Origin of the sequence: Azonexus hydrophilus (assembly GCF_001956855.1) — a bacterium.
GTDB lineage: Bacteria > Pseudomonadota > Gammaproteobacteria > Burkholderiales > Rhodocyclaceae > Azonexus > Azonexus hydrophilus_A.
The window spans coordinates 322,078-344,007 of sequence record NZ_MTHD01000003.1; the positions used below are offsets into that span (position 1 = coordinate 322,078).

At 59.4% G+C, this 21,930-nt stretch carries 24 protein-coding genes; 14 read left to right on the plus strand and 10 right to left on the minus strand.

Annotation, left to right across the window (positions count from 1 at the left end):
- Positions 1-29 precede the first annotated feature (29 nt).
- The 9 genes from nuoG to BJN45_RS10280 all read left to right on the plus strand — a co-directional run bounded on the left by nuoG (position 30) and on the right by BJN45_RS10280 (position 10,484).
- Positions 30-2,363, plus strand: coding sequence for an NADH-quinone oxidoreductase subunit NuoG (gene nuoG, locus BJN45_RS10240; protein WP_076094858.1), 2,334 nt, complete (start codon positions 30-32; stop codon positions 2,361-2,363).
- Positions 2,364-3,413, plus strand: coding sequence for an NADH-quinone oxidoreductase subunit NuoH (gene nuoH / locus BJN45_RS10245; RefSeq protein WP_076094860.1), 1,050 nt, complete (start codon positions 2,364-2,366; stop codon positions 3,411-3,413).
- A gap of 10 nt (positions 3,414-3,423) precedes the next feature.
- The gene (nuoI, locus tag BJN45_RS10250; protein WP_076094862.1) at positions 3,424-3,912 is read left to right on the plus strand and encodes an NADH-quinone oxidoreductase subunit NuoI; all 489 of its coding nucleotides are present in this window, start codon (positions 3,424-3,426) and stop codon (positions 3,910-3,912) included.
- A gap of 12 nt (positions 3,913-3,924) precedes the next feature.
- Entirely contained in the window at positions 3,925-4,521 is a 597-nt protein-coding gene (locus BJN45_RS10255) for an NADH-quinone oxidoreductase subunit J (protein WP_076094864.1), read from the plus strand.
- 14 nt (positions 4,522-4,535) lie between these two features.
- The gene (nuoK, locus tag BJN45_RS10260) at positions 4,536-4,847 is read left to right on the plus strand and encodes an NADH-quinone oxidoreductase subunit NuoK (protein ID WP_028994591.1); all 312 of its coding nucleotides are present in this window, start codon (positions 4,536-4,538) and stop codon (positions 4,845-4,847) included.
- 2 nt (positions 4,848-4,849) lie between these two features.
- Entirely contained in the window at positions 4,850-6,868 is a 2,019-nt protein-coding gene (gene nuoL / locus BJN45_RS10265) for an NADH-quinone oxidoreductase subunit L (protein ID WP_430793421.1), read from the plus strand.
- 32 nt (positions 6,869-6,900) lie between these two features.
- On the plus strand, positions 6,901-8,385 hold the full coding sequence (locus tag BJN45_RS10270) for an NADH-quinone oxidoreductase subunit M (RefSeq protein WP_076094870.1): 1,485 nt from the start codon (positions 6,901-6,903) through the stop codon (positions 8,383-8,385).
- A gap of 12 nt (positions 8,386-8,397) precedes the next feature.
- Positions 8,398-9,876 carry an NADH-quinone oxidoreductase subunit NuoN gene (nuoN, locus tag BJN45_RS10275; RefSeq protein WP_076094872.1) on the plus strand — a complete coding sequence of 493 codons (1,479 nt, stop codon included), beginning with the start codon at positions 8,398-8,400 and terminating at the stop codon, positions 9,874-9,876.
- 65 nt (positions 9,877-9,941) lie between these two features.
- A complete protein-coding gene (locus tag BJN45_RS10280; protein ID WP_076094874.1) occupies positions 9,942-10,484 on the plus strand; it encodes an NUDIX domain-containing protein in 543 nt (180 codons plus the stop codon).
- Between the two features lie 40 nt (positions 10,485-10,524).
- Here the strand turns inward: BJN45_RS10280 and BJN45_RS10285 are convergent, their stop codons facing one another.
- The 5 genes from BJN45_RS10285 to BJN45_RS10305 form a co-directional block, all read right to left on the minus strand.
- Entirely contained in the window at positions 10,525-10,710 is a 186-nt protein-coding gene (locus tag BJN45_RS10285) for a hypothetical protein (protein WP_076094876.1), read from the minus strand.
- Positions 10,711-10,959: 249 nt separating this feature from the next.
- On the minus strand, positions 10,960-12,396 hold the full coding sequence (locus tag BJN45_RS10290) for an ATP-binding protein (RefSeq protein ID WP_076094879.1): 1,437 nt from the start codon (positions 12,394-12,396) through the stop codon (positions 10,960-10,962).
- Positions 12,383-13,087 (minus strand): winged helix-turn-helix domain-containing protein, encoded by a 705-nt coding sequence (locus BJN45_RS10295; protein ID WP_076094881.1) that lies wholly within the window; start codon positions 13,085-13,087, stop codon positions 12,383-12,385. Before BJN45_RS10295 ends, BJN45_RS10290 begins: the two co-directional genes overlap by 14 nt.
- A 9-nt stretch (positions 13,088-13,096) precedes the next feature.
- Complete coding sequence (locus BJN45_RS10300; protein ID WP_076094883.1) at positions 13,097-13,318, minus strand: hypothetical protein; 222 nt, start codon at positions 13,316-13,318, stop codon at positions 13,097-13,099.
- Positions 13,315-15,459, minus strand: a complete 2,145-nt coding sequence (locus BJN45_RS10305; RefSeq protein WP_076094886.1) for a putative bifunctional diguanylate cyclase/phosphodiesterase — start codon at positions 15,457-15,459, stop codon at positions 13,315-13,317. Before BJN45_RS10305 ends, BJN45_RS10300 begins: the two co-directional genes overlap by 4 nt.
- A gap of 98 nt (positions 15,460-15,557) precedes the next feature.
- Between BJN45_RS10305 and BJN45_RS10310 the strand changes: the two genes are divergently transcribed.
- Positions 15,558-16,103, plus strand: coding sequence for a disulfide bond formation protein B (locus BJN45_RS10310; RefSeq protein ID WP_240494544.1), 546 nt, complete (start codon positions 15,558-15,560; stop codon positions 16,101-16,103).
- A 70-nt stretch (positions 16,104-16,173) separates the two neighbouring features.
- Here the strand turns inward: BJN45_RS10310 and rpmG are convergent, their stop codons facing one another.
- The 3 genes from rpmG to radC all read right to left on the minus strand — a co-directional run bounded on the left by rpmG (position 16,174) and on the right by radC (position 17,354).
- Entirely contained in the window at positions 16,174-16,344 is a 171-nt protein-coding gene (gene rpmG / locus BJN45_RS10315; RefSeq protein WP_028994601.1) for a 50S ribosomal protein L33, read from the minus strand.
- A 17-nt stretch (positions 16,345-16,361) separates the two neighbouring features.
- Positions 16,362-16,595, minus strand: coding sequence for a 50S ribosomal protein L28 (rpmB, locus tag BJN45_RS10320; RefSeq protein ID WP_028994602.1), 234 nt, complete (start codon positions 16,593-16,595; stop codon positions 16,362-16,364).
- Between the two features lie 78 nt (positions 16,596-16,673).
- Positions 16,674-17,354 carry a RadC family protein gene (radC, locus tag BJN45_RS10325; RefSeq protein ID WP_076094889.1) on the minus strand — a complete coding sequence of 227 codons (681 nt, stop codon included), beginning with the start codon at positions 17,352-17,354 and terminating at the stop codon, positions 16,674-16,676.
- Positions 17,355-17,404: 50 nt separating this feature from the next.
- Here radC and coaBC point away from each other — a divergent pair, with 50 nt between their 5' ends.
- From coaBC to BJN45_RS10340, 3 genes are all read left to right on the plus strand, one after another.
- A complete protein-coding gene (coaBC, locus tag BJN45_RS10330) occupies positions 17,405-18,595 on the plus strand; it encodes a bifunctional phosphopantothenoylcysteine decarboxylase/phosphopantothenate--cysteine ligase CoaBC (protein WP_076094891.1) in 1,191 nt (396 codons plus the stop codon).
- Positions 18,595-19,044 (plus strand): dUTP diphosphatase, encoded by a 450-nt coding sequence (dut, locus tag BJN45_RS10335; protein WP_076094893.1) that lies wholly within the window; start codon positions 18,595-18,597, stop codon positions 19,042-19,044. The genes coaBC and dut overlap by 1 nt, the downstream gene beginning before the upstream one ends.
- 71 nt (positions 19,045-19,115) lie before the next feature.
- Entirely contained in the window at positions 19,116-19,730 is a 615-nt protein-coding gene (locus tag BJN45_RS10340; RefSeq protein ID WP_076094895.1) for a c-type cytochrome, read from the plus strand.
- Between the two features lie 59 nt (positions 19,731-19,789).
- Here BJN45_RS10340 and BJN45_RS10345 read toward each other — a convergent pair whose 3' ends face one another.
- Entirely contained in the window at positions 19,790-21,067 is a 1,278-nt protein-coding gene (locus tag BJN45_RS10345; RefSeq protein WP_205750570.1) for an NAD(P)/FAD-dependent oxidoreductase, read from the minus strand.
- A 12-nt stretch (positions 21,068-21,079) separates the two neighbouring features.
- The gene (locus BJN45_RS10350) at positions 21,080-21,385 is read right to left on the minus strand and encodes a c-type cytochrome (protein WP_076094897.1); all 306 of its coding nucleotides are present in this window, start codon (positions 21,383-21,385) and stop codon (positions 21,080-21,082) included.
- 189 nt (positions 21,386-21,574) lie between these two features.
- Between BJN45_RS10350 and BJN45_RS10355 the strand changes: the two genes are divergently transcribed.
- Positions 21,575-21,910, plus strand: a complete 336-nt coding sequence (locus tag BJN45_RS10355; RefSeq protein ID WP_076094899.1) for an ArsR/SmtB family transcription factor — start codon at positions 21,575-21,577, stop codon at positions 21,908-21,910.
- Positions 21,911-21,930: the final 20 nt, after the last annotated feature.

A 21,930-nucleotide genomic window follows, 5' to 3' on the forward strand; every position in this document is an offset into this window, starting at 1 on the left:
TACGAAAGAACTGGCTACAAGGTAGCGACATGCTAGAAATCGAAATCGACGGCAAGAAGGCGCAAGTGCCCGATGGCAGCACGGTGATGGACGCCGCGCAGCAGTTGGGTGTCTATATTCCGCACTTCTGCTACCACAAGAAACTTTCCATTGCCGCCAACTGCCGGATGTGTCTCGTCCAGGTGGAAAAGGCGCCGAAGCCACTGCCCGCGTGCGCGACTCCGGTGACCAACGGCATGAAGGTATTCACGCACTCCGATCTGGCCGTCAAGGCGCAGAAGGGCGTGATGGAATTCCTGCTGATCAATCACCCGCTTGATTGTCCGATCTGTGATCAGGGCGGCGAATGCCAGCTGCAGGACATGTCGGTCGGTTACGGTCCGATGAAGAGCCGCTACACCGAAGAAAAGCATGTCGTCTTCCACAAGGATGTCGGCCCGCTGATTTCGATGCAGGAAATGAGCCGCTGCATTCACTGCACGCGTTGCGTCCGTTTCGGTCAGGAAGTCGCTGGCGTCATGGAATTGGGGATGGCCAACCGGAACATGCATTCGGAGATCATGACCTTCGTCGGTCGTACGGTCGACTCCGAATTGTCGGGCAATATGATCGATCTGTGCCCGGTCGGCGCGCTGACGTCCAAGCCCTTCCGCTACACCGCCCGCTCGTGGGAACTGCAACGGCGCAAGTCGATCAGCCCGCACGATTCGGTCGGTGCCAATCTGGTCGTCCAGGTCAAGCACGACAACGTGATGCGCGTGTTGCCGCGTGAAAACGACGCAGTCAATGAGTGCTGGATTTCCGACAAGGAACGTTTTGCCTACCAGGCCCTGAGCTCCGATGCCCGCCTGACGCGGCCGATGGTCAAACAGGGGGGGGGGTGGCGCGAGGTCGAGTGGAACGTTGCGCTCGATTATGTCGCCCACGGCCTCAAGGATGTCGCCCGTGAGCATGGCGGTGACGCTGTTGCCGCGCTGGCAGCCCAATCTTCCACCGTCGAGGAGCTTTACCTGCTCGGCAAGCTGATGAAGGGGCTCGGTAGCGGCAATATCGATTTCCGTCCGCGCCAGTCCGACTTCGGTTCCGATTTCAAGCGTGCCGGCGCACCGTGGCTGGGCATGCGCCTGGCCGACATCAAGGATCTCGATGCAGCGCTGGTGGTCGGTTCATTCCTGCGCAAGGATCACCCGCTGATCGCCCAGCGCCTGCGCCAGGCAGCAAAAAAATATACCAAGGTCAGCATGCTGTCGGTGACTGCCGACGATCAACTGATCAACCTGCACGCCAACCTGAGCGTCGCGCCGTCGCAATTGGTCTTTGCGCTGGCGGCCGTGGTCAGGGCTGCGGCCGAAGCCAAGGGCCAGGCCGTCCCGGCAGGTCTGGAAAATGTGCAGACGTGCGACACGTCCTGCCGGATTGCCGCCAGCCTGCTCGATGGGGAAAAACGTGCCGTCTTCCTTGGCAATGTCGCCACCCAGTCGGCTGACGCCACCCGGATTCACCTGCTGGCGCTCGAGCTCGGTCGTCTGACCGGTGCCAGCGTCGGTTTCCTTGGCGAAGGCGCGAACACGGTCGGTGCACACGTCGCCTGGGCCCTGCCGTCCGGCGCAAATGCGCGCACGATGTTCGAGCAGCCGCGCAAGGCCTACGTGCTGATGGGTATCGAGCCGGAATTCGACTGCGCCAATCCGCAGCTGGCGATCGCCGCACTCAGACAGGCATCGCTGGTGGTCTGCATGTCTGCCTTCAAGAACGATCCGGCACTTGAATACGCCGACGTGATGTTGCCGATTGCGCCCTACACGGAAACCTCCGGTACCTTCGTCAATATCGAAGGTCGCGTCCAGTCCTTCAACGGGGTGGTCAAGGCCCGCGGCGATGCACGCCCGGCCTGGAAAATCCTGCGCGTTCTTGGCAATGTGCTGAATTTCGAAGGTTTCGACTACCAGTCGAGCGAAGAGGTCCGCGATGCGGTGATCGGCCAGGGCGTTGAGTTCGTGCCCGGTCTGAGCAATGACGTCAATGATCTGCTGCTGTCCTTGCCGGCTGCGCCGGTGGCTGCACTGGAGCGGATTGCCGACGTGCCCATCCACTTTGCCGATCCCATGGCCCGGCGCGCGCCAGCGCTGTTGCAGACTGCTGATGCGCGGGCGCCCATGCTGCGTGCCAGTGCCGGGACCCTGGCCGCTCTCGGTCTGGTTGCCGGCGAACAGGCAAAGGTCCGTCAGGGAGAGGGCGTTGCCCAACTGATGGTGCAGCTTGACGACAAGGTGCCGGCGAACTGCGTTCGCGTGGCTGCCGCCCATCCGACAACCGCCATGCTGGGCGCGATGTTCGGCGAAATTACCGTGGAGCGTGCATAAATGGACGCACTGATGAATTTCGGACAGGGAATATTCGGTGGCGTCTGGCCGGCCGTCTGGACCCTGATCAAGATCGTTCTGATCGTGGCACCGCTGATGCTGGGCGTTGCCTACCTGACCTACTTCGAACGCAAGGTCATCGGTTACATGCAGCAGCGTATCGGCCCGAACCGGGTCGGACCCTGGGGCCTGATCCAGCCGATCGCTGACGGTTTGAAGCTGCTGCTCAAGGAAATCATTGTTCCCAGCGGTTCCAGCAAGGCGGTCTTCATCATCGCCCCGATGCTGGCCATCGCTCCGGCGCTGGCCGCGTGGGCGGTGATTCCCTTCACCGACAGCCTGGTGCTGGCGAACATTGATGCCAGTCTGCTTTACATCCTGGCCATCACGTCGATGGGCGTATACGGCATCATCCTGTCCGGCTGGGCGTCGAATTCCAAGTACGCCTTCCTTGGCGCGATGCGTTCAGCGGCGCAGATGGTGTCCTACGAAATTGCCATGGGTTTTGCCCTGATCACCGTCCTGATGGTGGCCGGCAGCCTGAATCTGGTCGAGATCGTCAACGGCCAGTCGCGCGGACAGTTCGCTGACATGGGGCTGGGCTTCCTGTCCTGGAACTGGCTGCCGCTGCTGCCGATGTTCCTGGTTTACCTGATTTCGGGGACGGCCGAACTGAACCGGGCACCGTTCGACATCGCCGAAGGCGAATCGGAAATCGTTGCCGGCTTCCACGTTGAATACTCCGGCATGGCCTTCGCGCTGTTCTTCCTGGCCGAATACGCCAACATGATCCTGATTGCGGCGCTGACGTCCATCCTCTTTCTCGGAGGCTGGCTGTCGCCGGTGGGTTTCCTGCCGGACGGCATCCTCTGGATGTTCGCGAAGATGTCCTTCGTGCTGCTGCTGTTCCTCTGGTTCCGTGCCACGTTCCCGCGCTATCGCTACGATCTGCTGATGCGTCTTGGCTGGAAGGTCTTCCTGCCCCTGTGCTTCTTCTGGGTCATCATCGTCGGCGTGTGGATGATCACACCGCTGAACATCTGGAATTGAGGAGAGAACAATGGGTTCGATGAAGGAAGTCTTCAACAGCCTCTTCCTCAAGGAGTTGCTGAAGGGCATGTCGGTCACGGGCAAGTATTTCTTTGCCCGCAAGATCACCGTCCAGTATCCGGAAGAGAAGACGCCGCAGAGTTTCCGTTTCCGCGGCCTGCATGCCTTGCGCCGTTATCCGAACGGGGAGGAGCGCTGCATTGCCTGCAAGTTGTGTGAGGCGATCTGTCCGGCCATGGCCATTACCATCGAGGCCGAGCCACGCGACGACGGTTCGCGGCGCACGACGCGTTACGACATCGATCTGACCAAGTGCATCTTCTGCGGGTTCTGCGAAGAAGCCTGTCCGGTCGATGCCGTTGTCGAAACGCGGGTGTTCGAATATCACGGCGAGAAGCGCGGTGATCTTTACTACACCAAGCAGATGCTGCTGGCCAACGGCGACCGCTACGAGGCGGAAATCGCCGAAGATCGCGCGCTCGACGCGCCTTACCGCTAACAGGTGCCTGTAATGGATTTTCAAACCGCAGTTTTCTTCTTCCTCTCGGCGATCCTGATTTTCGCCGCCTTGCGCGTGATCACTGCCCGCAACCCGGTCTATGCGGCACTGCACCTGATGCTGGCCTTCTTCACCACCGGTGGTCTCTGGCTGATGTTGCAGGCGGAGTTTCTGGCCATCGCGCTGATCGTTGTCTACGTCGGCGCGGTTATGGTGCTCTTCCTCTTCGTCGTGATGATGCTGGACATCAACATGGACCGGATCCGCGAGGGCTTCTGGAACTATCTGCCGCTGGGCGCCGTTCTCGGCCTGCTGATGGTCCTGGAAATGGGCCTGGTGCTGGGCAGCAAGTACTTCCAGGTGCCGATCAGTGAAGCCGTCGTGCCGAGCGGTGTTTCGAACACCAAGGAAATCGGCGCACTGTTGGTGACCGACTACGTATTCCCCTTCGAGCTGGCGGCGGTGATCCTTCTGGTCGGCATGATCGCTGCGGTGGTCCTGACTTTCCGCGGGGTCAAGAAGTCGAAGATCTCGAATCCCAACCAGCAGGTTTTCGTCAAGGCCAAGGATCGCATGCGCGTCCTGCAGATGCCTGTTGAAAAAGATTGATCCCGGGGCGGCCAATGCTAACTCTTTCCCTCTCGCATTTCCTGATCCTCGGCGCAATCCTGTTTGCGATTGCCGTCGTCGGCATCTTCCTCAACCGCAAGAACCTGATCGTGCTGCTGATGGCTATCGAGTTGATGCTTCTTGCGGTCAACATGAATTTCGTGGCCTTTTCGCACTTCCTCGGCGATCTCTCCGGGCAGGTCTTCGTTTTCTTCATTCTTGCAGTGGCCGCAGCCGAAGCAGCCATCGGTCTGGCCATCCTGATCGTGTTGTTCCGCAACCTCAAGAGCATCCATGTGGATGACCTGGGCAGCCTGAAGGGTTAATCATGGAAATGCAAAAGCTCTATCTGCTCATCCCGCTGGCGCCGCTGATCGGCGCCATGATCGCCGGCCTGTTCTGCCGCATCATCCCCCGCTGGGTTGCTCATACGGCCACCATCGCCGGTGTCGCCATTTCGTTCATCGCCTCGGTCCTGGTTTTCCAGGACGTCATGGCCGGCAATACCTTCAACGGTACGGTTTACACCTGGATGACCAGCGGCGAATACACCTTCGAGGTCGGTTTCCTGATCGATACGCTGACTGCGACGATGATGCTGGTCGTCACCTTCGTCTCGCTGATGGTGCATATCTACACCATCGGTTACATGCAGGAAGACCCGGGTTACAACCGCTTCTTCAGCTACATTTCGTTGTTCACCTTCTCGATGCTGATGCTGGTGATGGCCAACAACTTCATGCAGCTGTTCTTCGGCTGGGAAGCAGTCGGCCTGGTTTCCTACCTGCTGATCGGCTTCTGGTACACCCGGCCGACGGCGATCTTCGCCAACATGAAGGCCTTCCTGGTCAACCGCGTCGGCGACTTTGGCTTCATCCTCGGCATCGGCCTGGTGCTGGCCCACTTCGGTTCGCTCGACTACGCCACCGTGTTCGCCAAAGCGCCGGAGTTCGCCAGCGCCACGATCAACATCTGGGGTGATCAGCAGTGGTCGCTGATGACGGTCACCTGCATCTGCCTGTTCATCGGTGCCATGGGCAAGTCGGCGCAAGTGCCGCTGCACGTCTGGCTGCCGGACTCGATGGAAGGCCCGACGCCGATCTCGGCACTGATCCACGCGGCAACCATGGTTACCGCCGGCATCTTCATGGTCGCCCGTACTTCGCCGCTGTTCGAACTGTCGACGACGGCCCTGTCCTTCGTCATCATCATCGGGGCGATCACCGCGCTGTTCATGGGTTTCCTCGGCATCATCCAGAACGACATCAAGCGCGTCGTTGCCTACTCGACGCTGTCGCAGCTCGGCTACATGACCGTCGCCCTCGGTGCTTCGGCCTACTCGGTGGCGATCTTCCACCTGATGACGCACGCCTTCTTCAAGGCACTGCTGTTCCTTGCCGCCGGCTCGGTGATCATCGGCATGCACCACGACCAGGACATCCGCAACATGGGCGGCCTGCGCAAGTACATGCCGATCACCTGGATCACCTCGCTGATCGGTTCGCTGGCCCTGATCGGCACGCCTTTCCTGGCTGGGTTTTATTCCAAGGATTCGATCATCGAGGCGGTGAAGTTCTCGAACATCCCGGGTTCCGGTTTCGCCTATTTTGCTGTGCTGGCTGGTGTTTTCGTCACCGCGTTCTATTCCTTCCGGATGTACTTCCTCGTGTTCCACGGCGAAGAGCGTTTCGGCAAGGCAGCCCACGGCCACGATGCGCACCATGACGACGATCATGGCGATCATCACCATGGTCTGGCGCCGGGTCAGAAGCCGCACGAAACCCCCTGGGTGGTGACGCTGCCGCTGGTGCTGCTGGCGATACCGTCGGTGATCATCGGTTATATCGGTATTGGCCCGATGGTGGCTGGCGACTATTTCAAGGGTGTCATCCACGTCGATAGCGTGGCCCACCCGGCGCTGTCGCAATTCCTCGAACATTTCCATGGTGCCGCCGCGATGGGCCTGCACGCCTTCTCGACGCCGCCGTTCTATCTGGCGCTGGCCGGCGTGGTGCTGTCGTGGTTCTTCTACATGAAGCGTCCGGACATCCCGGCAGCCATCCAGCGTCGTTTTTCTGCGGTCAACACGCTGCTGGAGAACAAATACTATTTCGACAAGATCAACGAGTTCGTCTTTGCCGGTGGCGCACGCGTACTGGGCAAGGCCCTGTGGCGCGGTGGCGACGTCGGGATCATCGATGGCCTGATCGTCAATGGGTCGGCCAGGCTGGTTGGCTGGGTGGCTACGATCAGCCGCCTGTTCCAGACCGGTTTTGTTTATCACTACGCATTCGCGATGATCATCGGCCTGCTCGGGCTGATGACCTTGTGGATCAACCGCGCATAGCCTGAATAGCTCGTAGAACAGCAAGGAATAACATGTCGAATTACCCGCTGCTATCTCTCGCCATCTGGATTCCCATCGTCGCAGGCTTCATTGTCCTGCTGACCGGTGGTGACCGGAATGCGCCGTTGGCCCGAATGCTCGCGCTGTTTGGCGCAGTCGCCGGCTTTCTTGTCACCATTCCGCTCTGGGCCGGTTTCGATGTCGCCCAGGGGGGCATGCAGTTCGTCGAATTGCATGGCTGGATTCCCCGCTTCAACATCAACTACCACCTCGGCGTCGATGGTATCTCGATGCTGTTCGTGATCCTGAATGCCTTCATCACGATCATCGTCGTTGTCGCCGGCTGGGAAGTGATCCAGAACAAGGTTGCCCAGTATATGGCCGCTTTCCTGATCATGTCCGGTCTGATGAACGGCATCTTCAGCTCGCTCGACGGCATCCTGTTCTACGTCTTCTTCGAGGCCTCGCTGATCCCGCTTTACCTGATCATCGGTGTGTGGGGCGGTGCCAACCGCGTCTATGCCGCGTTCAAGTTCTTCCTCTACACGCTGTTCGGTTCGCTACTCTTCCTGGTCGCCCAGATGTACCTGTTCTTCCAGTCCGGCGGCAGCTTCTCGATCCTCGACTGGCACAAGCTGCCGATCGATCTGGTGCCGCAGATCTGGATCTTCCTGGCCTTCCTGATCGCTTTCGCCGTGAAGGTGCCGATGTGGCCGGTGCATACCTGGTTGCCGGACGCCCACGTCGAAGCGCCGACCGGCGGTTCCATCGTGCTCGCGGCGATCGGTCTGAAGCTTGGTGCCTACGGTTTCCTGCGCTTCTCGCTGCCGATCGCACCGGATGCCTCGCATGAACTGTCCGGTCTGGTCATCGCGCTGTCGCTGATCGCTGTCGTCTACATCGGCTTCGTTGCCCTAGTCCAGGCCGACATGAAGAAGCTGGTCGCTTATTCCTCGATCGCCCACATGGGTTTCGTGACGCTGGGCTTCTTCATGTTCAGCGCGCTGGCCATCGAAGGTGCGCTGGTCCAGATGATCTCCCACGGCTTCGTTTCCGGTGCCATGTTCTTCTGTATCGGTGTCATGTATGACCGCATGCACAGTCGCCAGATCGCCGATTACGGCGGTGTGGTCAACACCATGCCGAAGTTCGCCGCGCTGTTCATGCTGTTCTCGATGGCCAACGCCGGTCTGCCGGCGACTTCAGGCTTTGTCGGTGAATTCATGGTCATCCTGGCCGCGGTCAAGTTCAACTTCTGGGTTGCCGTCCTGGCAGCAACCTCGCTGATCCTCGGTGCCGCCTATTCGCTGTGGATGTACAAGCGCGTGATTTTCGGCGACGTGGCCAACAAGCACGTTGCCGACCTGACGGATATCAATGGACGCGAGTTCGCCATACTTGGCGTGCTGGCGCTGTGTACGCTGTGGATGGGCCTGTATCCGCAACCTTTCACCGAAGTCATGCACGCCTCGGTCAACGACCTGCTGCGTCACGTGGCCGTCAGCAAGATTCAATAAACGGTAGCCGACATGTTCGACAATTTCGTTATTCCTGACTTCCTGCCCGCTGCGCCGGAGATTTTTCTGGCGACGATGGCCATGGCCATCTTGATGATCGACCTGTTCGTCAAGGACAACCGACGCACTGCGACCTTCGTGCTGACCCAGCTGACGCTGATCGGCTGTGCGGCGATCCAGATCTATACCAGCAGTGGCGAGATCACCTACACCTTCAGCAACATGTTCGTCGATGACATGATGTCGGATCTGCTGAAGCTGTTCGTATACATGACGATGATTGTCGTCCTGTTCTACTCGCGTACCTATCTCCTCGACCGGCCGAACATGAACAAGGGTGAGTACTACGTGCTCGCACTGTTCGCGACCTTGGGCATGATGGTGATGATCTCGGCGAACAACTTCGTTACCATCTACGTCGGTCTCGAACTGCTGTCGCTGTCGCTGTACGCAATGGTCGCGATGAACCGCGACTCGCTGGCGTCGACCGAGGCCGCAATGAAGTATTTCGTACTCGGCGCGTTGGCATCCGGCATGCTGCTCTACGGCATGTCGATGATCTACGGTGCCACCGGCACGCTGGAAATCACCGAACTGGCCGAAACGTTGTACAACGGCGAGAGCAACAAGATGGTCCTGATCTTCGGACTGGTCTTCCTGGTCTCCGGTCTGGCGTTCAAGCTGGGTGTCGTGCCCTTCCACATGTGGATTCCGGACGTCTATCACGGCGCCCCGACGCCGGTGACGCTGCTCATTGGCTCCGCCCCGAAGCTGGCAGCCTTCGCCATCGTCATGCGCCTGCTGGTCAGCGGCCTGATCACGCTGGCCCAGGACTGGCAGGGCATGCTGATCATCCTGTCCGTGCTGTCGATGGCCATCGGCAACCTGGCTGCCATTGCCCAGACCAATCTCAAGCGCATGCTGGCTTACTCTGCAATCTCCCATATGGGTTTCATGCTGCTTGGCATCGTCACCGGCGTGGTTGGCGGTGATGCCCGCTACGCGCTCAATGCCTACAGTTCCTCGATGTTCTACGTCATCGCCTATGTGCTAATGACGACGGGCGCCTTCGGCATGATCCTGCTGATGTCGCGCGCCGGCTTCGAAGCCGAGAACCTCGATGATTACAAGGGCCTGAACAAGCGCAGTCCGTGGTTTGCCGGCATCATGCTGATGATCATGTTCTCGATGGCCGGTGTGCCGTTCTTCATCGGTTTCTTCGCCAAGTTCTCGGTGCTGCAGGCCGTTGTTGCTGCTGATTACCTCTGGCTGGCAATCGTGGCGGTGCTGTTCTCGCTGATTGGCGCCTTCTACTATCTGCGCGTCGTCAAGCTGATGTATTTCGATGTACCGGAAGACGAGACGCCGATTTCGGCCAGCATGAACATGCGTATCCTGATCTCGGCCAACGGTCTGGCCGTTGCTGCGCTCGGTCTGTTTCCGCAGGTGATCATGTCGCTCTGCGCCTACGCCTTGCTGCGTTCGCTCTGAGGTCGGAACATCTTTGCCAGAAACGCCCCGCACTGTCGGGGCGTTTTCATTTGAGGAGTGAGCGAATGTCCCACGATGATCATCTGATCGAGTCCGAAATTACGTCCGAATCCGTATTCCAGGGGGTTCTGCTGAATGTCCGGAAGGATCGTGTACGACTCCCTGATGGCAAGGAGTCGGTGCGGGAATACATCCTCCATCCCGGTGCGGTGGTCGTGCTGGCATTCCTGCCCAATGGCAATCTGCTTTTCGAACGGCAGTTCCGTTACCCGCTGCGTCAGGTCTTTCTCGAATTGCCGGCGGGGAAGATCGATGCCGGCGAGGCGCTGATCGATACGGCAAAGCGGGAATTGCGTGAGGAGACAGGTTATGTCGCCGATACCTGGGAGCATCTCGGGGTCATGCACCCATGCATTGGTTATTCCGACGAGCGGATAGAAATATTCCTTGCGCGCGACCTGCATGTGGCAGGTACGCAGGAGTTGGATCACAACGAATTCCTGGAACTGATCGAGATGTCACCGGAGGCAGCCCGACAGGCGGTATTCGATGGGCGCATCACCGATGCCAAGACGATTGCCGCATTGTTCTGGCTGAGCCGGGAATAAGCGCAAAAAAATCCCGCCGTGAGGCGGGAAGAGGAGGGGTTCAGTGTTCGTTGCGTTGTCGTTTGTGCAGCCAGCGACGGACGATGAAGATGGCGATGCCGGAAGCGAGCGCAATGGCCAGGGCATTGAAAAGCTCGGTGCGGCCCTCGGTCAGCCATTCAAAACCGGTCACGCCAAAGAATACGGCCAGGCTCTGGCTGATCGGAAGATCGTCCGGCAGGGACATCAGTGCCGGTTTCGAACGGGAATCGTTGCGAGGCGGGCTTGCGGCGCCGGCATCAGTTCCAGCAGGTAGGTGCGGGCGGCGGCCATGAATGCCTTGATATTCATTTCAATCATTTTGTTCTCCTCTTCTCGGGCTTGTTGCGTTGTCATGACCCGAATTCTAGGGAGGAAGGCACAATCTGACTGTTGCGCAAGCGTGGCTCGCGGGTAACTGCGCTGCGCGGTTAAATGACGTTGTGTAACGTCAGACTTACTGGTGCGCTTGCCAGCGCAGCGTGAAGCGTGCGCCACCCAGTGGCGAGCTGCCGGCAACTGCCGTACCGCCATGCAGTTCGAGAACTCGCCGGGCAATGGCCAGGCCCAGGCCGTAGCCACCGGTGGAGCGGTCGCGCGAGCGGTCGAGGCGGGTGAAGGCGGAGAACACGTGTTCGCGTTCGTCTTCGGGAATGCCGATACCGTCATCATCAACATGGATGGCAATCTGCTCGCCGAGCAGTTCGGCGCTCACCCTGATCTCCTGGCTCGCGTATTTGAAGGCATTGCGCAACAGATTGCGCAGGGCGTAGGGCATGGCCTTCCGGTCGAGATCGACGCACAGGTTTTCCGGCAATTGAGTGGTGTCGACCGTGACATTGAGTTGTCGTCCGAGCAAGCGCACCGAATCGACTTCGTCGCTCAGCCAGTCGGCGAAGCGGACGCTGGAGAAATGGGCTTCCGGTGCTTCGCGCTCGAAGCGCGCGTAGGTCAGGCTGGTGTCGATCAACTGGTCGAGTTCATCGAGATCGGCTTCCATCATCGCCCACAGGCGTTGCCGTTCTGCCAGTTCGTCGGTTCCGGAGAGCATTTCCAGGGCAAAACGCATGCGCGCGATCGGCGTACGCAATTCATGGGAAATGCCGCAGGAGAGCTCGCGATGAGTGGCCAGCAACTGGCGGACGCGCTCAGTCATGCTGTTCAGGGTATCGGCCAGAGGTGCGAACAACTGGGTGTGAACCGCAGGTGTGGGGGCGTCGAAATTGCCATCACCCAGGTCGCGGGCGGTTTGCCGCAGCGTCTCCAGGTCGCGCCATACCGGCCGAACCCAGAACCACAGGGCGATGGCGAAAATGACGCCGATCAGGCTCCAGGTGAGCAGGCGCAGGCGCAGGTCGAGCGGCAGGCGCTCCTTGTGTTCGTCGGGATTGCGGCTGGCCGACAGTGGCCCGACCACGAGCACCTTGCTGCTGGTTCCCAGACGGCTGTACATCACGTCATGGTCGTGGGCGATGGCGATATCGCCGGCGTCGAGTTTCTCGACCTGGGCACTGGTCAGCCGGGTGTCCAGCGAGCGGCGTTCGACGATGCCCAGCTTGTAATAGAACTTGCCGTCGATTTCCTTGATCTTGCTTTCCCACTGGCGACGCGGGTAGCGGAAAAGTTCATCTTCAATCAGCGTGATCGTGCCGCGCATGAAGCGGCGTGCGTAATCGTCGGTGATGCCCTGCTGGGCCGTCGAGATGATGAAGTCGGCAATGAAGGCGATGGCGACGAAGGAGCCCATCGCCAGCAGGTAGAAATTGAAGAACAGCTTGGACAGGCTGTAGCGGCCACCGCGCCAGCGCGGTAGCGAGACGCGGAAAAAAGAGCGGGCGAGTCCCTGGTTGGCTGGCTTTCCAGCTTTATCCGCGGCCGGATCAGTTCCAGTCATGCTTGCTGAACAGGTAGCCCTTGCCGCGTACCGTCTTGATCCGGGTGGGGTTTTCCGGATCGTCGTTCAGTTTCTTGCGCAGTCGGGAGATACGGGCATCGATCGAGCGATCCAGACCGTCGAAGCCGATACCACGCAGTTCCTGCAGCAGATCGTCGCGTGACAGGACATTGCCGGCATGCGAGGCAAGCAGCCATAGCAGGTCGAATTCGGCAGTGGTCAGGTCGATCGGCTGCGTGTTCAGCGTTGCCGTGCGCGTGGATTGGCTGATGCGGAACTGTCCGAAAGTCTGTGATTCACTGTCGCCGGATTCGTTTTCGCCTGGCGCCGGCAGTCTTCTGAGCAGTGCCTTGATGCGGGCAAGCAGGACGCGTGGCTGAACCGGTTTGGCGATGTAGTCGTCGGCGCCGAGTTCGAGCCCGAGAATCTGGTCGAAGTCCTCGTCACGGGCCGTCAGCATCAGGATCACGCCGCGGTATTGCTGGCGAACTGCCCGGCAGACTTCGAAACCGTCCTTGCCCGGCAGCATCACGTCGAGGATCACCAGGTCGGGCTGTTCCGTCAGGATGCGGGCTTCCGCGGCGTCGCCGCGCGGCTCGATGCTGACGCTCAGGTCATTGCGGGTGAGGTATTCGGCCGTCAGTTCGGCCAGGCGTTCGTCGTCTTCGACAAGCAGGATGCGCGTAGTCATCCGTGCAGTTTAGCGAGCCAGGCGACGGCGGTCCAGTGCCGCCTGCGACTCGCAGCTGACAATCAGCGCATTGCCGTCGGGCAGCGCGATGACCAGTGTTTCCTCGCGGCCGGCGAGGCAGCGGTAGATGTGGCTGCCATCACTCGCTTCAGCCGAGAGAATTTCGTGCTGGCCGAGGTAGACCGCAAGATTCTTGCGGTCGACGTGCTCGTAATGGAGTTTTTTCTTCATGTGTCGGCGAGGTCGGCCAGTGACCGCCCCTGCTTCAGCATCAGTGTGAATTCCTCGACCGGCACCGGCCGGCTGAAGAAGTAGCCCTGCAATTCATCGCAGCCGAATTCTCGCAGCAGATCGAGTTGTGCCGCGCACTCGACGCCTTCGGCGATGACCTTGATCCCCAGTTTGTGCGCCATCGCAATGACTGCATGGGCAATGGCCGAATCGTCGTTGTCGTGGTGGATGTCGCGGACGAAACTGCGGTCGATCTTCAGGGTGTCGATCGGGAAGCGCTTGAGGTAGGAGAGACTGGAGTAGCCGGTACCAAAGTCGTCGAGCGAAATGGTGGCGCCCAGCGTCTTCAACTCACGCAGGGTGTCGAGCGTATTCTCGACATCGTGCATGACCATGCTTTCGGTCAGTTCGAAGGCCAGCAGGTGGCCGTCCACGGCCATTTCGTCGAGTACTTCGCGGATGGTTGCGGACAGGTCGTCCTGGCGGAACTGGCGGGCAGACAGGTTGAGGGATATCTTCACCGGCGGCAGGCCGAGGGCTTGCCAGGCCTTGATGTCAGCACATGTCTGGCGAAGGACCAGTTGTCCGAGAGGAATGATCAGGCCGGTATCTTCAGCCAGCGGAATGAACTCGCTCGGCTGGATCATGCCGATGCGCGGATGTTGCCAGCGTACCAGTGCTTCGGCGCCGACTATCCGGCCGGTCGTGAAATCAACCAGCGGTTGGTAATAGACCAGCAGTTCATCGCGTTCGAGCGCGCGTCGGAGATTCCCTTCCATGTCCAGTCGGTCGATGGCCATGTGGGTCATTTCCGGCGTATAGAAGCGATAGTTATTGCGGCCATGCTCCTTGACCCGGTACATCGCCACATCGGCGTTGCGCAGCAGGATTTCACCGTGGTCGCCGTCGCGGGGGTAAAGTGCAGCACCGACCGAGGCGGTGACGAATATTTCCTTGCCCTCCATGATGAAAGGCTGGTTCAGCGAGCGCAGGATCTTGCCGGCAACAATCGACAGGTCATCGGCGGATTGCAGGCGACCAATGACCACGACAAACTCATCGCCCCCCAGGCGGGCGACCGTATCGGTATCGCGCACGCTCTGGTTCAGACGCTGGGCAACAGATTTGAGCAGTTCGTTGGCTGGCGAATGGCCAAACCCGTCATTGATCAGCTTGAAGCGGTCGAGGTCGAGCAGCAGCACGCCGACCAGCAGGCTGTCGGCACGTGCCTGGGCGAGCGCCTGGGTGATGCGGTCATTGAGCAGGTTCCGGTTGGCCAGTCCGGTCAAGGCGTCGTGGTTGGCCTGGAATTCGAGTTGCTGTTCGTAGCTGATGCGTTCGCTGACATCGTTCAGGATGCTGACGAAATGCGTGGTCATGCTGCCGCCTTCGTCACGTACTGGGGCAATGAACAGTTCGTTCCAGAACAGTGAGCCGTCCTTGCGGTAGTTACGCAGGACGGCGTGCGCTTCACGGCGCATGCGCAAGGCCTCGCGGATCGAGCCCAGGCCGCGCTGATTGAGGTCGTCGCGGACGAGAAAGCGCCCGCTCATGCCGATGACCTCGTCGGCTGAATAGCCGGTGATCCGTTCGAAGGCCGGATTGACGTATACGATGGGATGATCAAGTTGCGTGGATGAGGTGATCATGACCCCGTTCAGACTTGATTCGAGTGCCCGGGAGAGCTGACGCAGGCGGGATTCGAGGTGTCCGTTGGCGACGGCATGGCGCAAATGGTTCAGCGTCTCGCCGATGTTTTTCGCGATGATGCCGAGAGCGACCCGTTCATCGGCGGTAAAATCTTTCGCGCGCGTCTCGATGCGCAATTCGCCAACGGAGTGGTCGCCATCTCCGAGCGGCAAATTCAAGGTCACGCCTGGAGTTGTTCGGTTTTTGCCTTTGGCTGCCGGTTGACCGCAGGCGGGATGCGCCGCTACCTGCTGCAGTGGCTGCATTGGCTGGTCTTCTGCACGCGTTGGTAAATTGATGCAGGCACGCTGGTAGCCGCCGGTTTCGACCAGCGTCTGGCATTGTTGCTGCAACATTGTCGCTTCGTCGCCGGCATGCCGGCGCAGGTGGCTGCAGGCCTCAAGCAGGGCGAGCAGGCGCGCAGTATCCGGTTGGTTGGATGGGGTGGGCAAAACTCGTCTCCGCAATATTATTTGCCGTCTCGCGGCTTTTTGTGACATTTTGCCGGGTAGTGTCGAGGTTTTGCAAGGAATTTGTGAGATGTTTAGTCGTGTTGTTAATTTTGGAGGTTTTTTTGATGTCCGCGTTCCTGTCCGCGTGTATTTCGCGTTATCCGATTCGGGCCTGGTTTGCCGCACTTGGGGTGGGTTGTCTGGGGGTTGCCGTTGCCGGCATGCAGCTTCAGCATTTGCTTAGTCTTGCCCCCTGTCCCTATTGCATTTTCCAGCGTTTGCTCTACATGGTCATCGGTACCTTGGCGCTGCTTGGTTTCCTGTTGCCGGTGGCCGGGCCGTTCTGGGCCGTGGCAATCATCGTCCTCGCGCTGCTTGGTGCAGGCGTGGCGGGTTTTCAAACTTGGATGCAGGCCTATCCGGATCTGGCGCCGGAGTGCAGTTTCACCGATCCCAACCTGATCGAGCGCCTGGTTGACCTGCTCGGCATGCAGTGGCCTTCGCTGTTCTTGGCGACGGGATTCTGCACGAGCAAGGAGTGGATATTTCTCGGCCTGTCGATGGCCAACTGGTCGTTTCTGGTGTTTTCAGGGGTCGTGATTTACTGCGTGTTGCTGCTGCAGGTGAAGCGCTTGCCTGAGTGACGCGGTAATCCGGATGCCAGAAAAACAAAACCCGCCGAAAGGCGGGGTTTTGTCGCAAGGAAAAAGCTGATTACTTCAGCTTCACTTCCTTGTAGGCCACATGCTTGCGGGCCTTCGGGTCGTACTTCATGAATTCCAGCTTCTCAGGCGTCGTGCGCTTGTTCTTGGAAGTGGTATAGAAGTGACCGGTACCCGCAGTGGATTCCAGCTTGATCTTTTCGCGACCGCCTTTGCTAGCCATTTTTCAGTTCCTCTTGATTAGATTTCGCCGCGGGCACGCAGATCGGTCAGAATGGCATCGATGCCCTTCTTGTCGATCAGGCGCAGGCCGGCGTTGGAAACGCGCAGACGGACGAAGCGGTTTTCGCTTTCAACCCAGAAGCGGCGATACTGCAGATTCGGCAGGAAGCGGCGCTTCGTTTTGTTATTGGCGTGGGAAACGTTGTTCCCAACCATCGGGCCTTTACCCGTTACTTGGCAGACTCGCGCCATGATGGTGCTCCAGAATTGGCTAGAAGAAAGCCCGCGATTTTATCCGGAAGGCCTTCATTGATCAAGTGTTTTTTATCGCTAGAGCAGACCGCGCTCGGCAAAAGAGAGCGGCAGGGCGTTTCCGGCGACGATGAAGTGATCCAGCAATTTTACATCAATCATGGCCAATGCCTGCTTCAAATTTGTCGTTAACAGTTCATCGGCGCGTGAAGGTTCGGCGATTCCGGAAGGGTGGTTGTGGGCGAGAATGACGCCGGCCGCATTCCGGATCAGGGCCATCTTGACCACCTCGCGCGGGTAGACGGCTGTCTGGGTCAGCGTTCCGGTGAACAGTATGTCGGCTTGCAGGAGGCGGTTCTGGGCATCCAGCCACAACGCCATGAATTCTTCGTGCGGGCTGTGGGCAAGTTTGAGGCGTAGCCAGTCGCGTACCTTGCCCGGGGAGGCGAAATTGTCACGTTCCGCCATCTCTTCGCTCAGGGCGCGCCGCGCCAGTTCGAAACTGGCCTTCAGTTGGGCTGCCTTGGCCTTGCCGATACCGGGCACGGTGGCCAGATGCTCGACGGAGGCGCTGACCAGGCTGCCGAGCTTGCCATCGTTGTGGTGCAGCAGGTCGCGAGCCAGATCGACCGCGCTTTTGCCGCGAATGCCGACACGCAAATAGATGGCCAGCAACTCGGCATCGGAAAGCGCCTGGGGGCCGAGGGCGAGCAGGCGCTCGCGGGGGCGTTCCTGAGTTGGCCAGTCGGTGATCGCCATGCGCCTGACTCCAGTAGAATGTATCAGCAATCATTTTAGCGAATATGACTATGGAATTAAATGGCAAGCGCATCGTTGTTGGTGTCACCGGAGGCATAGCCGCATACAAGGCAGCAGAGCTCGTCAGATTGCTGGGAAAGCAGGGAGCTGATGTCCAGGTGGCGATGACCGAGGGCGCTACGCATTTCGTAACCCCGACAACCTTCCAGGCACTGTCCGGCAAGCCTGTATACGTTGACCAGTGGGATGCCCGGATGCCGAACGCCATGGCGCATATCGACCTGTCGCGCCGCGCCGACCTGATTCTGGTCGCGCCGGCATCGGCCGATTTTCTGGCCCGAGTGGCGAATGGCATGGCTGATGATTTGCTGGCAACGATGGTGCTGGCGCGTGACTGTCCGCTGCTGGTGGCGCCGGCGATGAACCGGCAGATGTGGGAAAACCCTGCGACGCAACGTAATGTCGGCCAACTCGTCGCTGACGGGGTCGGTATCCTCGGGCCGGCGAGCGGTGATCAGGCCTGCGGCGAGACCGGGCCTGGGCGCATGCTCGAAGCTGACGAAATTCTCGAGCAGGTGCTTTCCTTCTTTGTCCCCAAATCGTTGGCTGGTCGCCGGGTATTGATTACTGCGGGGCCGACTTTCGAGGCGATTGATCCGGTCCGCGGCATCACCAACTTGTCGTCCGGGCGGATGGGCTATGCCGTGGCGCGGGCCGCCCGGCAGGCGGGGGCGGCGGTGACGCTGGTGTCGGGACCGGTTGGTTTTCCGGTGCCGCAGGGTGTTGACCGCATCAATGTCCGCAGTGCGCTCGACATGCATGCGGCGGTGATGGCCCGGGCCGCTCAATCAGATATCTTCATCGCGGTTGCTGCCGTTGCTGATTACCGCGTGGCCAACGCAGCCGAGCACAAGCTGAAGAAGGATCACGGCGGTGTGCCAGCCATTGAGTTGATTGAAAACCCGGATATCCTGGCGGAGGTTGCTGCCCTGCCGGACGGTCCTTTCTGCGTCGGATTCGCCGCTGAAAGCCGTAACCTGGAAGATTATGCACAAGCCAAACGGCGCAAGAAGAATATTCCGTTGATCGCCGGCAACCTCATCCAGGATGGTTTCGGCGGTGACGATAACCGGCTGGTGCTGTTCGACGACAACGGCAGCCATCCGCTGACACCAGCCAGCAAGGAAGTGCTGGCCAGGCAACTCATCGAACATGTCGTCAAACTCACAGGAAAACAGTAATGCATCATATCGACGTCAAGATCCTCGACCCGCGCCTGAAGGAAACCCCGCCGCACTATGCAACACCGGGCTCGGCGGGCCTGGACCTGCGCGCCTGCCTGGATGCGCCGCTTGAGCTTTCCCCTGGCCAGACCGTGCTGGTGCCGACCGGCATGGCCATTCATCTGGCGGACCCGGGCCTGGCCGCGATGATCCTGCCGCGGTCAGGGCTTGGTCACAAGCACGGCATTGTCCTCGGCAACCTGGTTGGTCTGATTGACAGCGACTACCAGGGGCAATTGATGGTATCGGTCTGGAATCGGGGGCAGCAGGCGTTCACCATTTCGCCACTGGAGCGTATTGCCCAGTTGGTGGTCGTTCCTGTGTTGCAGGTCGGGTTCAACGTGGTCGATGAGTTTTCTTCCAGTGACCGCGGTGAGGGCGGCTTCGGCAGCACCGGACATGCCTGAGGGGCTTGAAAGCGCGATGTAAGCAAATTACGATTTAATGATCTTCTTTTGAATCGGAATGCGGGGGAGTCATGAAAAAAATGTTTTCAGGTGTGGCCGGGTTGCTGCTCTCGGTTTCTTGTGTGCTGCCGGTTCTGGCCGCTGACAAGGTCGATCTGGCGCGTGCCGAGGAAATTGTGTCCGGTCGCTGCTTTCTTTGCCACGGCATGGAAGGCGAGGCTGCCAGTGCCGTTTTTCCGCGTCTCGCCGGGCAGCACTGGGAATATACGGCCAAGCAGTTGTCCGAGTTCAAGTCGGGCAAACGCAAGAGCGACACCATGAAGCCTCAGGCCGAGGAGCTGACGCCGGCGGAAATGAAGGCCCTGGGTGTCTTCTTCGAGGCCAAGCAGGTCGCCGGTCGTGAGGTCCGCGATGCGGAACTGGTGGCTGTCGGCAAATTTGTCTTTCACCGCGGCAATCAATTCACCGGCTTGCCCAGTTGCGCCAGTTGCCATGGCGCCAAAGGCCATGGGACGCCGCAGTTGCCACGCCTGGCGGGGCAGCATCCGCGGTATACCGAGGACCAGATCAAGATGTTCAATACGCGCGAGCGGACCAATGACAACGCGGTCATGCACACCGTTGCTTCCAAACTTTCCGAACTGGAAAGACACGCGGTTGCCGCTTATATCGCGACGCTGGACTGAGCGTTTTCGTGATGAAAAAAGGCCGCCCTTGGGCGGCCTTTTTGTTTTGCCGGTGAAGATCAGGCCAGCATGTCGGCCCAGATATTCTTTGCCCAGCCCATCGCGGCTTTGCCTTCCAGTTCGTTACGGGCAGCAGATATACCGCCCGCGCCCTTGACCGGCTGAACCAGTTTGGTGGCGGCGTCGTACTGGTGGACGGAGGCGACGTGGATGACGTTTTTGGCATCGACGAAGCTGTAGCAGGTATTCATCACCACCGGCGCCGGGTTCGGTTCCTGTCCGGCCAGCAGGTTGAGGATGGCTGCTGCAGCCAGCTTGCCGTGCTGGTTGGCCATGTGCCCTGATTTCGGCATGGTTGGCGCCGGGAAGACAGCATCGCCGAGAACATGTACGCCCGGCGTGCTCGTCGATTCCATCGACAGCCAGTTGATGTCCACCCAGCGGTTGTTGATCAGCTTGATGCCGGACTGGCTGGCGATGCTGCCGGCACGGTGGGGCGGGATCACGTTCAGTACGTCGGCCTTGAACTTGTCGAATTCGAGGATGGCCGTGTTGGTGGCAACGTCGACATCCTTGACTTCGCTGTTCGGACGATATTCCAGGGTGCCCTTGTAAAGGTCGGCCCAGGCTTTCATGAACAGGCCCTTCTTGGACTGGACATCTTCGTTGGCATCGAGAATGACCACCTTGGATTTGGGCTTGCTCTTCTTGAAATAATCGGCCACCAGGCAGGCACGCTCGTACGGTCCGGGCGGGCAGCGATATGGGGCCTTCGGAATGGCCACGGCAAAGGTGCCGCCATCCGGCATGGCTTCCAGTTGCTTGCGCAAGGCGACGGTCTGGGCGCCGGCCTTCCAGGCGTGCAGGATTTTTTCCTGAGCCGCTGCATTGTTCAGTCCGGGAATCTGGTCGAACATGAAATCAATGCCGGGCGACAACACGATGCGGTCGTAACTCAGGTCACCGCCCTTGGCGAGCCTGACCGAGCGCTTGGCAGCATCGACGGCGACGACATCGTCCTGAATAACCCGGACGCCCCACTTGCTCTTCAGGTTGTCGTAGCTGACCGTGATGTCTTCCATGGTCTTGGTGCCACCGATGACCAGGTTGGAAATCGGGCAGGAAATGAAGGTTGGGTTGCGTTCCACCAGCGTGACCTGAACGCTGCCCTGGCTCCACATGCGCAGGTATTTTGCCACCGTTGCACCGCCATAGCCGCCGCCGACAACGACCACATGGCCACCGGCCTTGCTGCCGGCCGCACAGCCGTAGAGGGAGGCCATGGCACCGGCTGCGGCGCCTGCCTTGAGGAATTCACGTCTTTTCATCAGCATCATGTTCGTCTCCCCTTATTTTTGTGCTGCAAAGTATTCGGCGATCAGTGCCAGCTGCTCGTCCGAGTAGCCCTTGGAGATCTGATGCATGATCGAGGCGGGTTTGTCGCCGCTCTTGAAGTCGGCAAGTTTCTGCAACAGTTTGGCCTTGCTTTCCCCGGCCAGCGAGTCCATGCCGGCGCCCGGTACGGCCTTGCCGTTGGTGCCGTGACAGTTGGCGCAGGTTGCCGCCAGATTGCGGCCAAGATTCGGGTCCGCGGCGTGGGCGGTGCTGGCCGCTGCCAACAGGCAGGCTGCAGCAACTTGGGTGAGTTTTTTCATCGAAACTTCTCCTTCCTCTAGGTGTTGTCGATATGCACAGTGCCCGGATTTTATGGGAATGTCGGCATCGGTACAGCACGAAGGGTATAGCAGTTTTTAAATAATTACATGTTGCGTCGCAACAATATTAGTTGTTGACTATATAAATACTCAGTTATACATTGCTGTTGACATAGATCAAAAAACGACATGGACGAGACATCCCAAGTATTCGAACAGGTAGCGCATTATTTCAGCCTGCTGGCTGATCCGACGCGCTTGCGCATTCTCTCCTGCCTGTGCGGCGAGGAGCGTCCGGTTCATGAAGTCGTCGATCAGGTCGGTCTGACGCAAGCCAATATTTCACGGCATCTGAACATCCTTTATCGCGCTGGCGTTGTTGGCCGGCGGCGGGAAGGCAGTTCCGTCTTTTATCGCGTCGTCGATCCGAATTTTGTCGATATCTGCAGGACCGTCAGCATCACGGTAGCCAGCCGTGACATTGGCGAGCACCTGGGGGTGAGGACCGAGCGTTGCAGTACTTGAAATCAATGAAGCGGAGGGGA

Excerpts from the sequence above, each read along its gene's own strand:
- nuoG (WP_076094858.1), top strand. The coding sequence starts at position 30 with ATGCTAGAAATCGAAATCGACGGCAAGAAGGCGCAAGTGCCCGATGGC.
- nuoH (WP_076094860.1), top strand. The coding sequence starts at position 2,364 with ATGGACGCACTGATGAATTTCGGACAGGGAATATTCGGTGGCGTCTGG.
- nuoI (WP_076094862.1), top strand. The coding sequence starts at position 3,424 with ATGGGTTCGATGAAGGAAGTCTTCAACAGCCTCTTCCTCAAGGAGTTG.
- BJN45_RS10255 (WP_076094864.1), top strand. The coding sequence starts at position 3,925 with ATGGATTTTCAAACCGCAGTTTTCTTCTTCCTCTCGGCGATCCTGATT.
- nuoK (WP_028994591.1), top strand. The coding sequence starts at position 4,536 with ATGCTAACTCTTTCCCTCTCGCATTTCCTGATCCTCGGCGCAATCCTG.
- nuoL (WP_430793421.1), top strand. The coding sequence starts at position 4,850 with ATGGAAATGCAAAAGCTCTATCTGCTCATCCCGCTGGCGCCGCTGATC.
- BJN45_RS10270 (WP_076094870.1), top strand. The coding sequence starts at position 6,901 with ATGTCGAATTACCCGCTGCTATCTCTCGCCATCTGGATTCCCATCGTC.
- nuoN (WP_076094872.1), top strand. The coding sequence starts at position 8,398 with ATGTTCGACAATTTCGTTATTCCTGACTTCCTGCCCGCTGCGCCGGAG.
- BJN45_RS10280 (WP_076094874.1), top strand. The coding sequence starts at position 9,942 with ATGTCCCACGATGATCATCTGATCGAGTCCGAAATTACGTCCGAATCC.
- BJN45_RS10285 (WP_076094876.1), bottom strand. The coding sequence starts at position 10,710 with ATGTCCCTGCCGGACGATCTTCCGATCAGCCAGAGCCTGGCCGTATTC.
- BJN45_RS10290 (WP_076094879.1), bottom strand. The coding sequence starts at position 12,396 with ATGACTGGAACTGATCCGGCCGCGGATAAAGCTGGAAAGCCAGCCAAC.
- BJN45_RS10295 (WP_076094881.1), bottom strand. The coding sequence starts at position 13,087 with ATGACTACGCGCATCCTGCTTGTCGAAGACGACGAACGCCTGGCCGAA.
- BJN45_RS10300 (WP_076094883.1), bottom strand. The coding sequence starts at position 13,318 with ATGAAGAAAAAACTCCATTACGAGCACGTCGACCGCAAGAATCTTGCG.
- rpmG (WP_028994601.1), bottom strand. The coding sequence starts at position 16,344 with ATGGCTAGCAAAGGCGGTCGCGAAAAGATCAAGCTGGAATCCACTGCG.
- rpmB (WP_028994602.1), bottom strand. The coding sequence starts at position 16,595 with ATGGCGCGAGTCTGCCAAGTAACGGGTAAAGGCCCGATGGTTGGGAAC.
- radC (WP_076094889.1), bottom strand. The coding sequence starts at position 17,354 with ATGGCGATCACCGACTGGCCAACTCAGGAACGCCCCCGCGAGCGCCTG.
- coaBC (WP_076094891.1), top strand. The coding sequence starts at position 17,405 with ATGGAATTAAATGGCAAGCGCATCGTTGTTGGTGTCACCGGAGGCATA.
- dut (WP_076094893.1), top strand. The coding sequence starts at position 18,595 with ATGCATCATATCGACGTCAAGATCCTCGACCCGCGCCTGAAGGAAACC.
- BJN45_RS10340 (WP_076094895.1), top strand. The coding sequence starts at position 19,116 with ATGAAAAAAATGTTTTCAGGTGTGGCCGGGTTGCTGCTCTCGGTTTCT.
- BJN45_RS10345 (WP_205750570.1), bottom strand. The coding sequence starts at position 21,067 with ATGATGCTGATGAAAAGACGTGAATTCCTCAAGGCAGGCGCCGCAGCC.
- BJN45_RS10350 (WP_076094897.1), bottom strand. The coding sequence starts at position 21,385 with ATGAAAAAACTCACCCAAGTTGCTGCAGCCTGCCTGTTGGCAGCGGCC.
- BJN45_RS10355 (WP_076094899.1), top strand. The coding sequence starts at position 21,575 with ATGGACGAGACATCCCAAGTATTCGAACAGGTAGCGCATTATTTCAGC.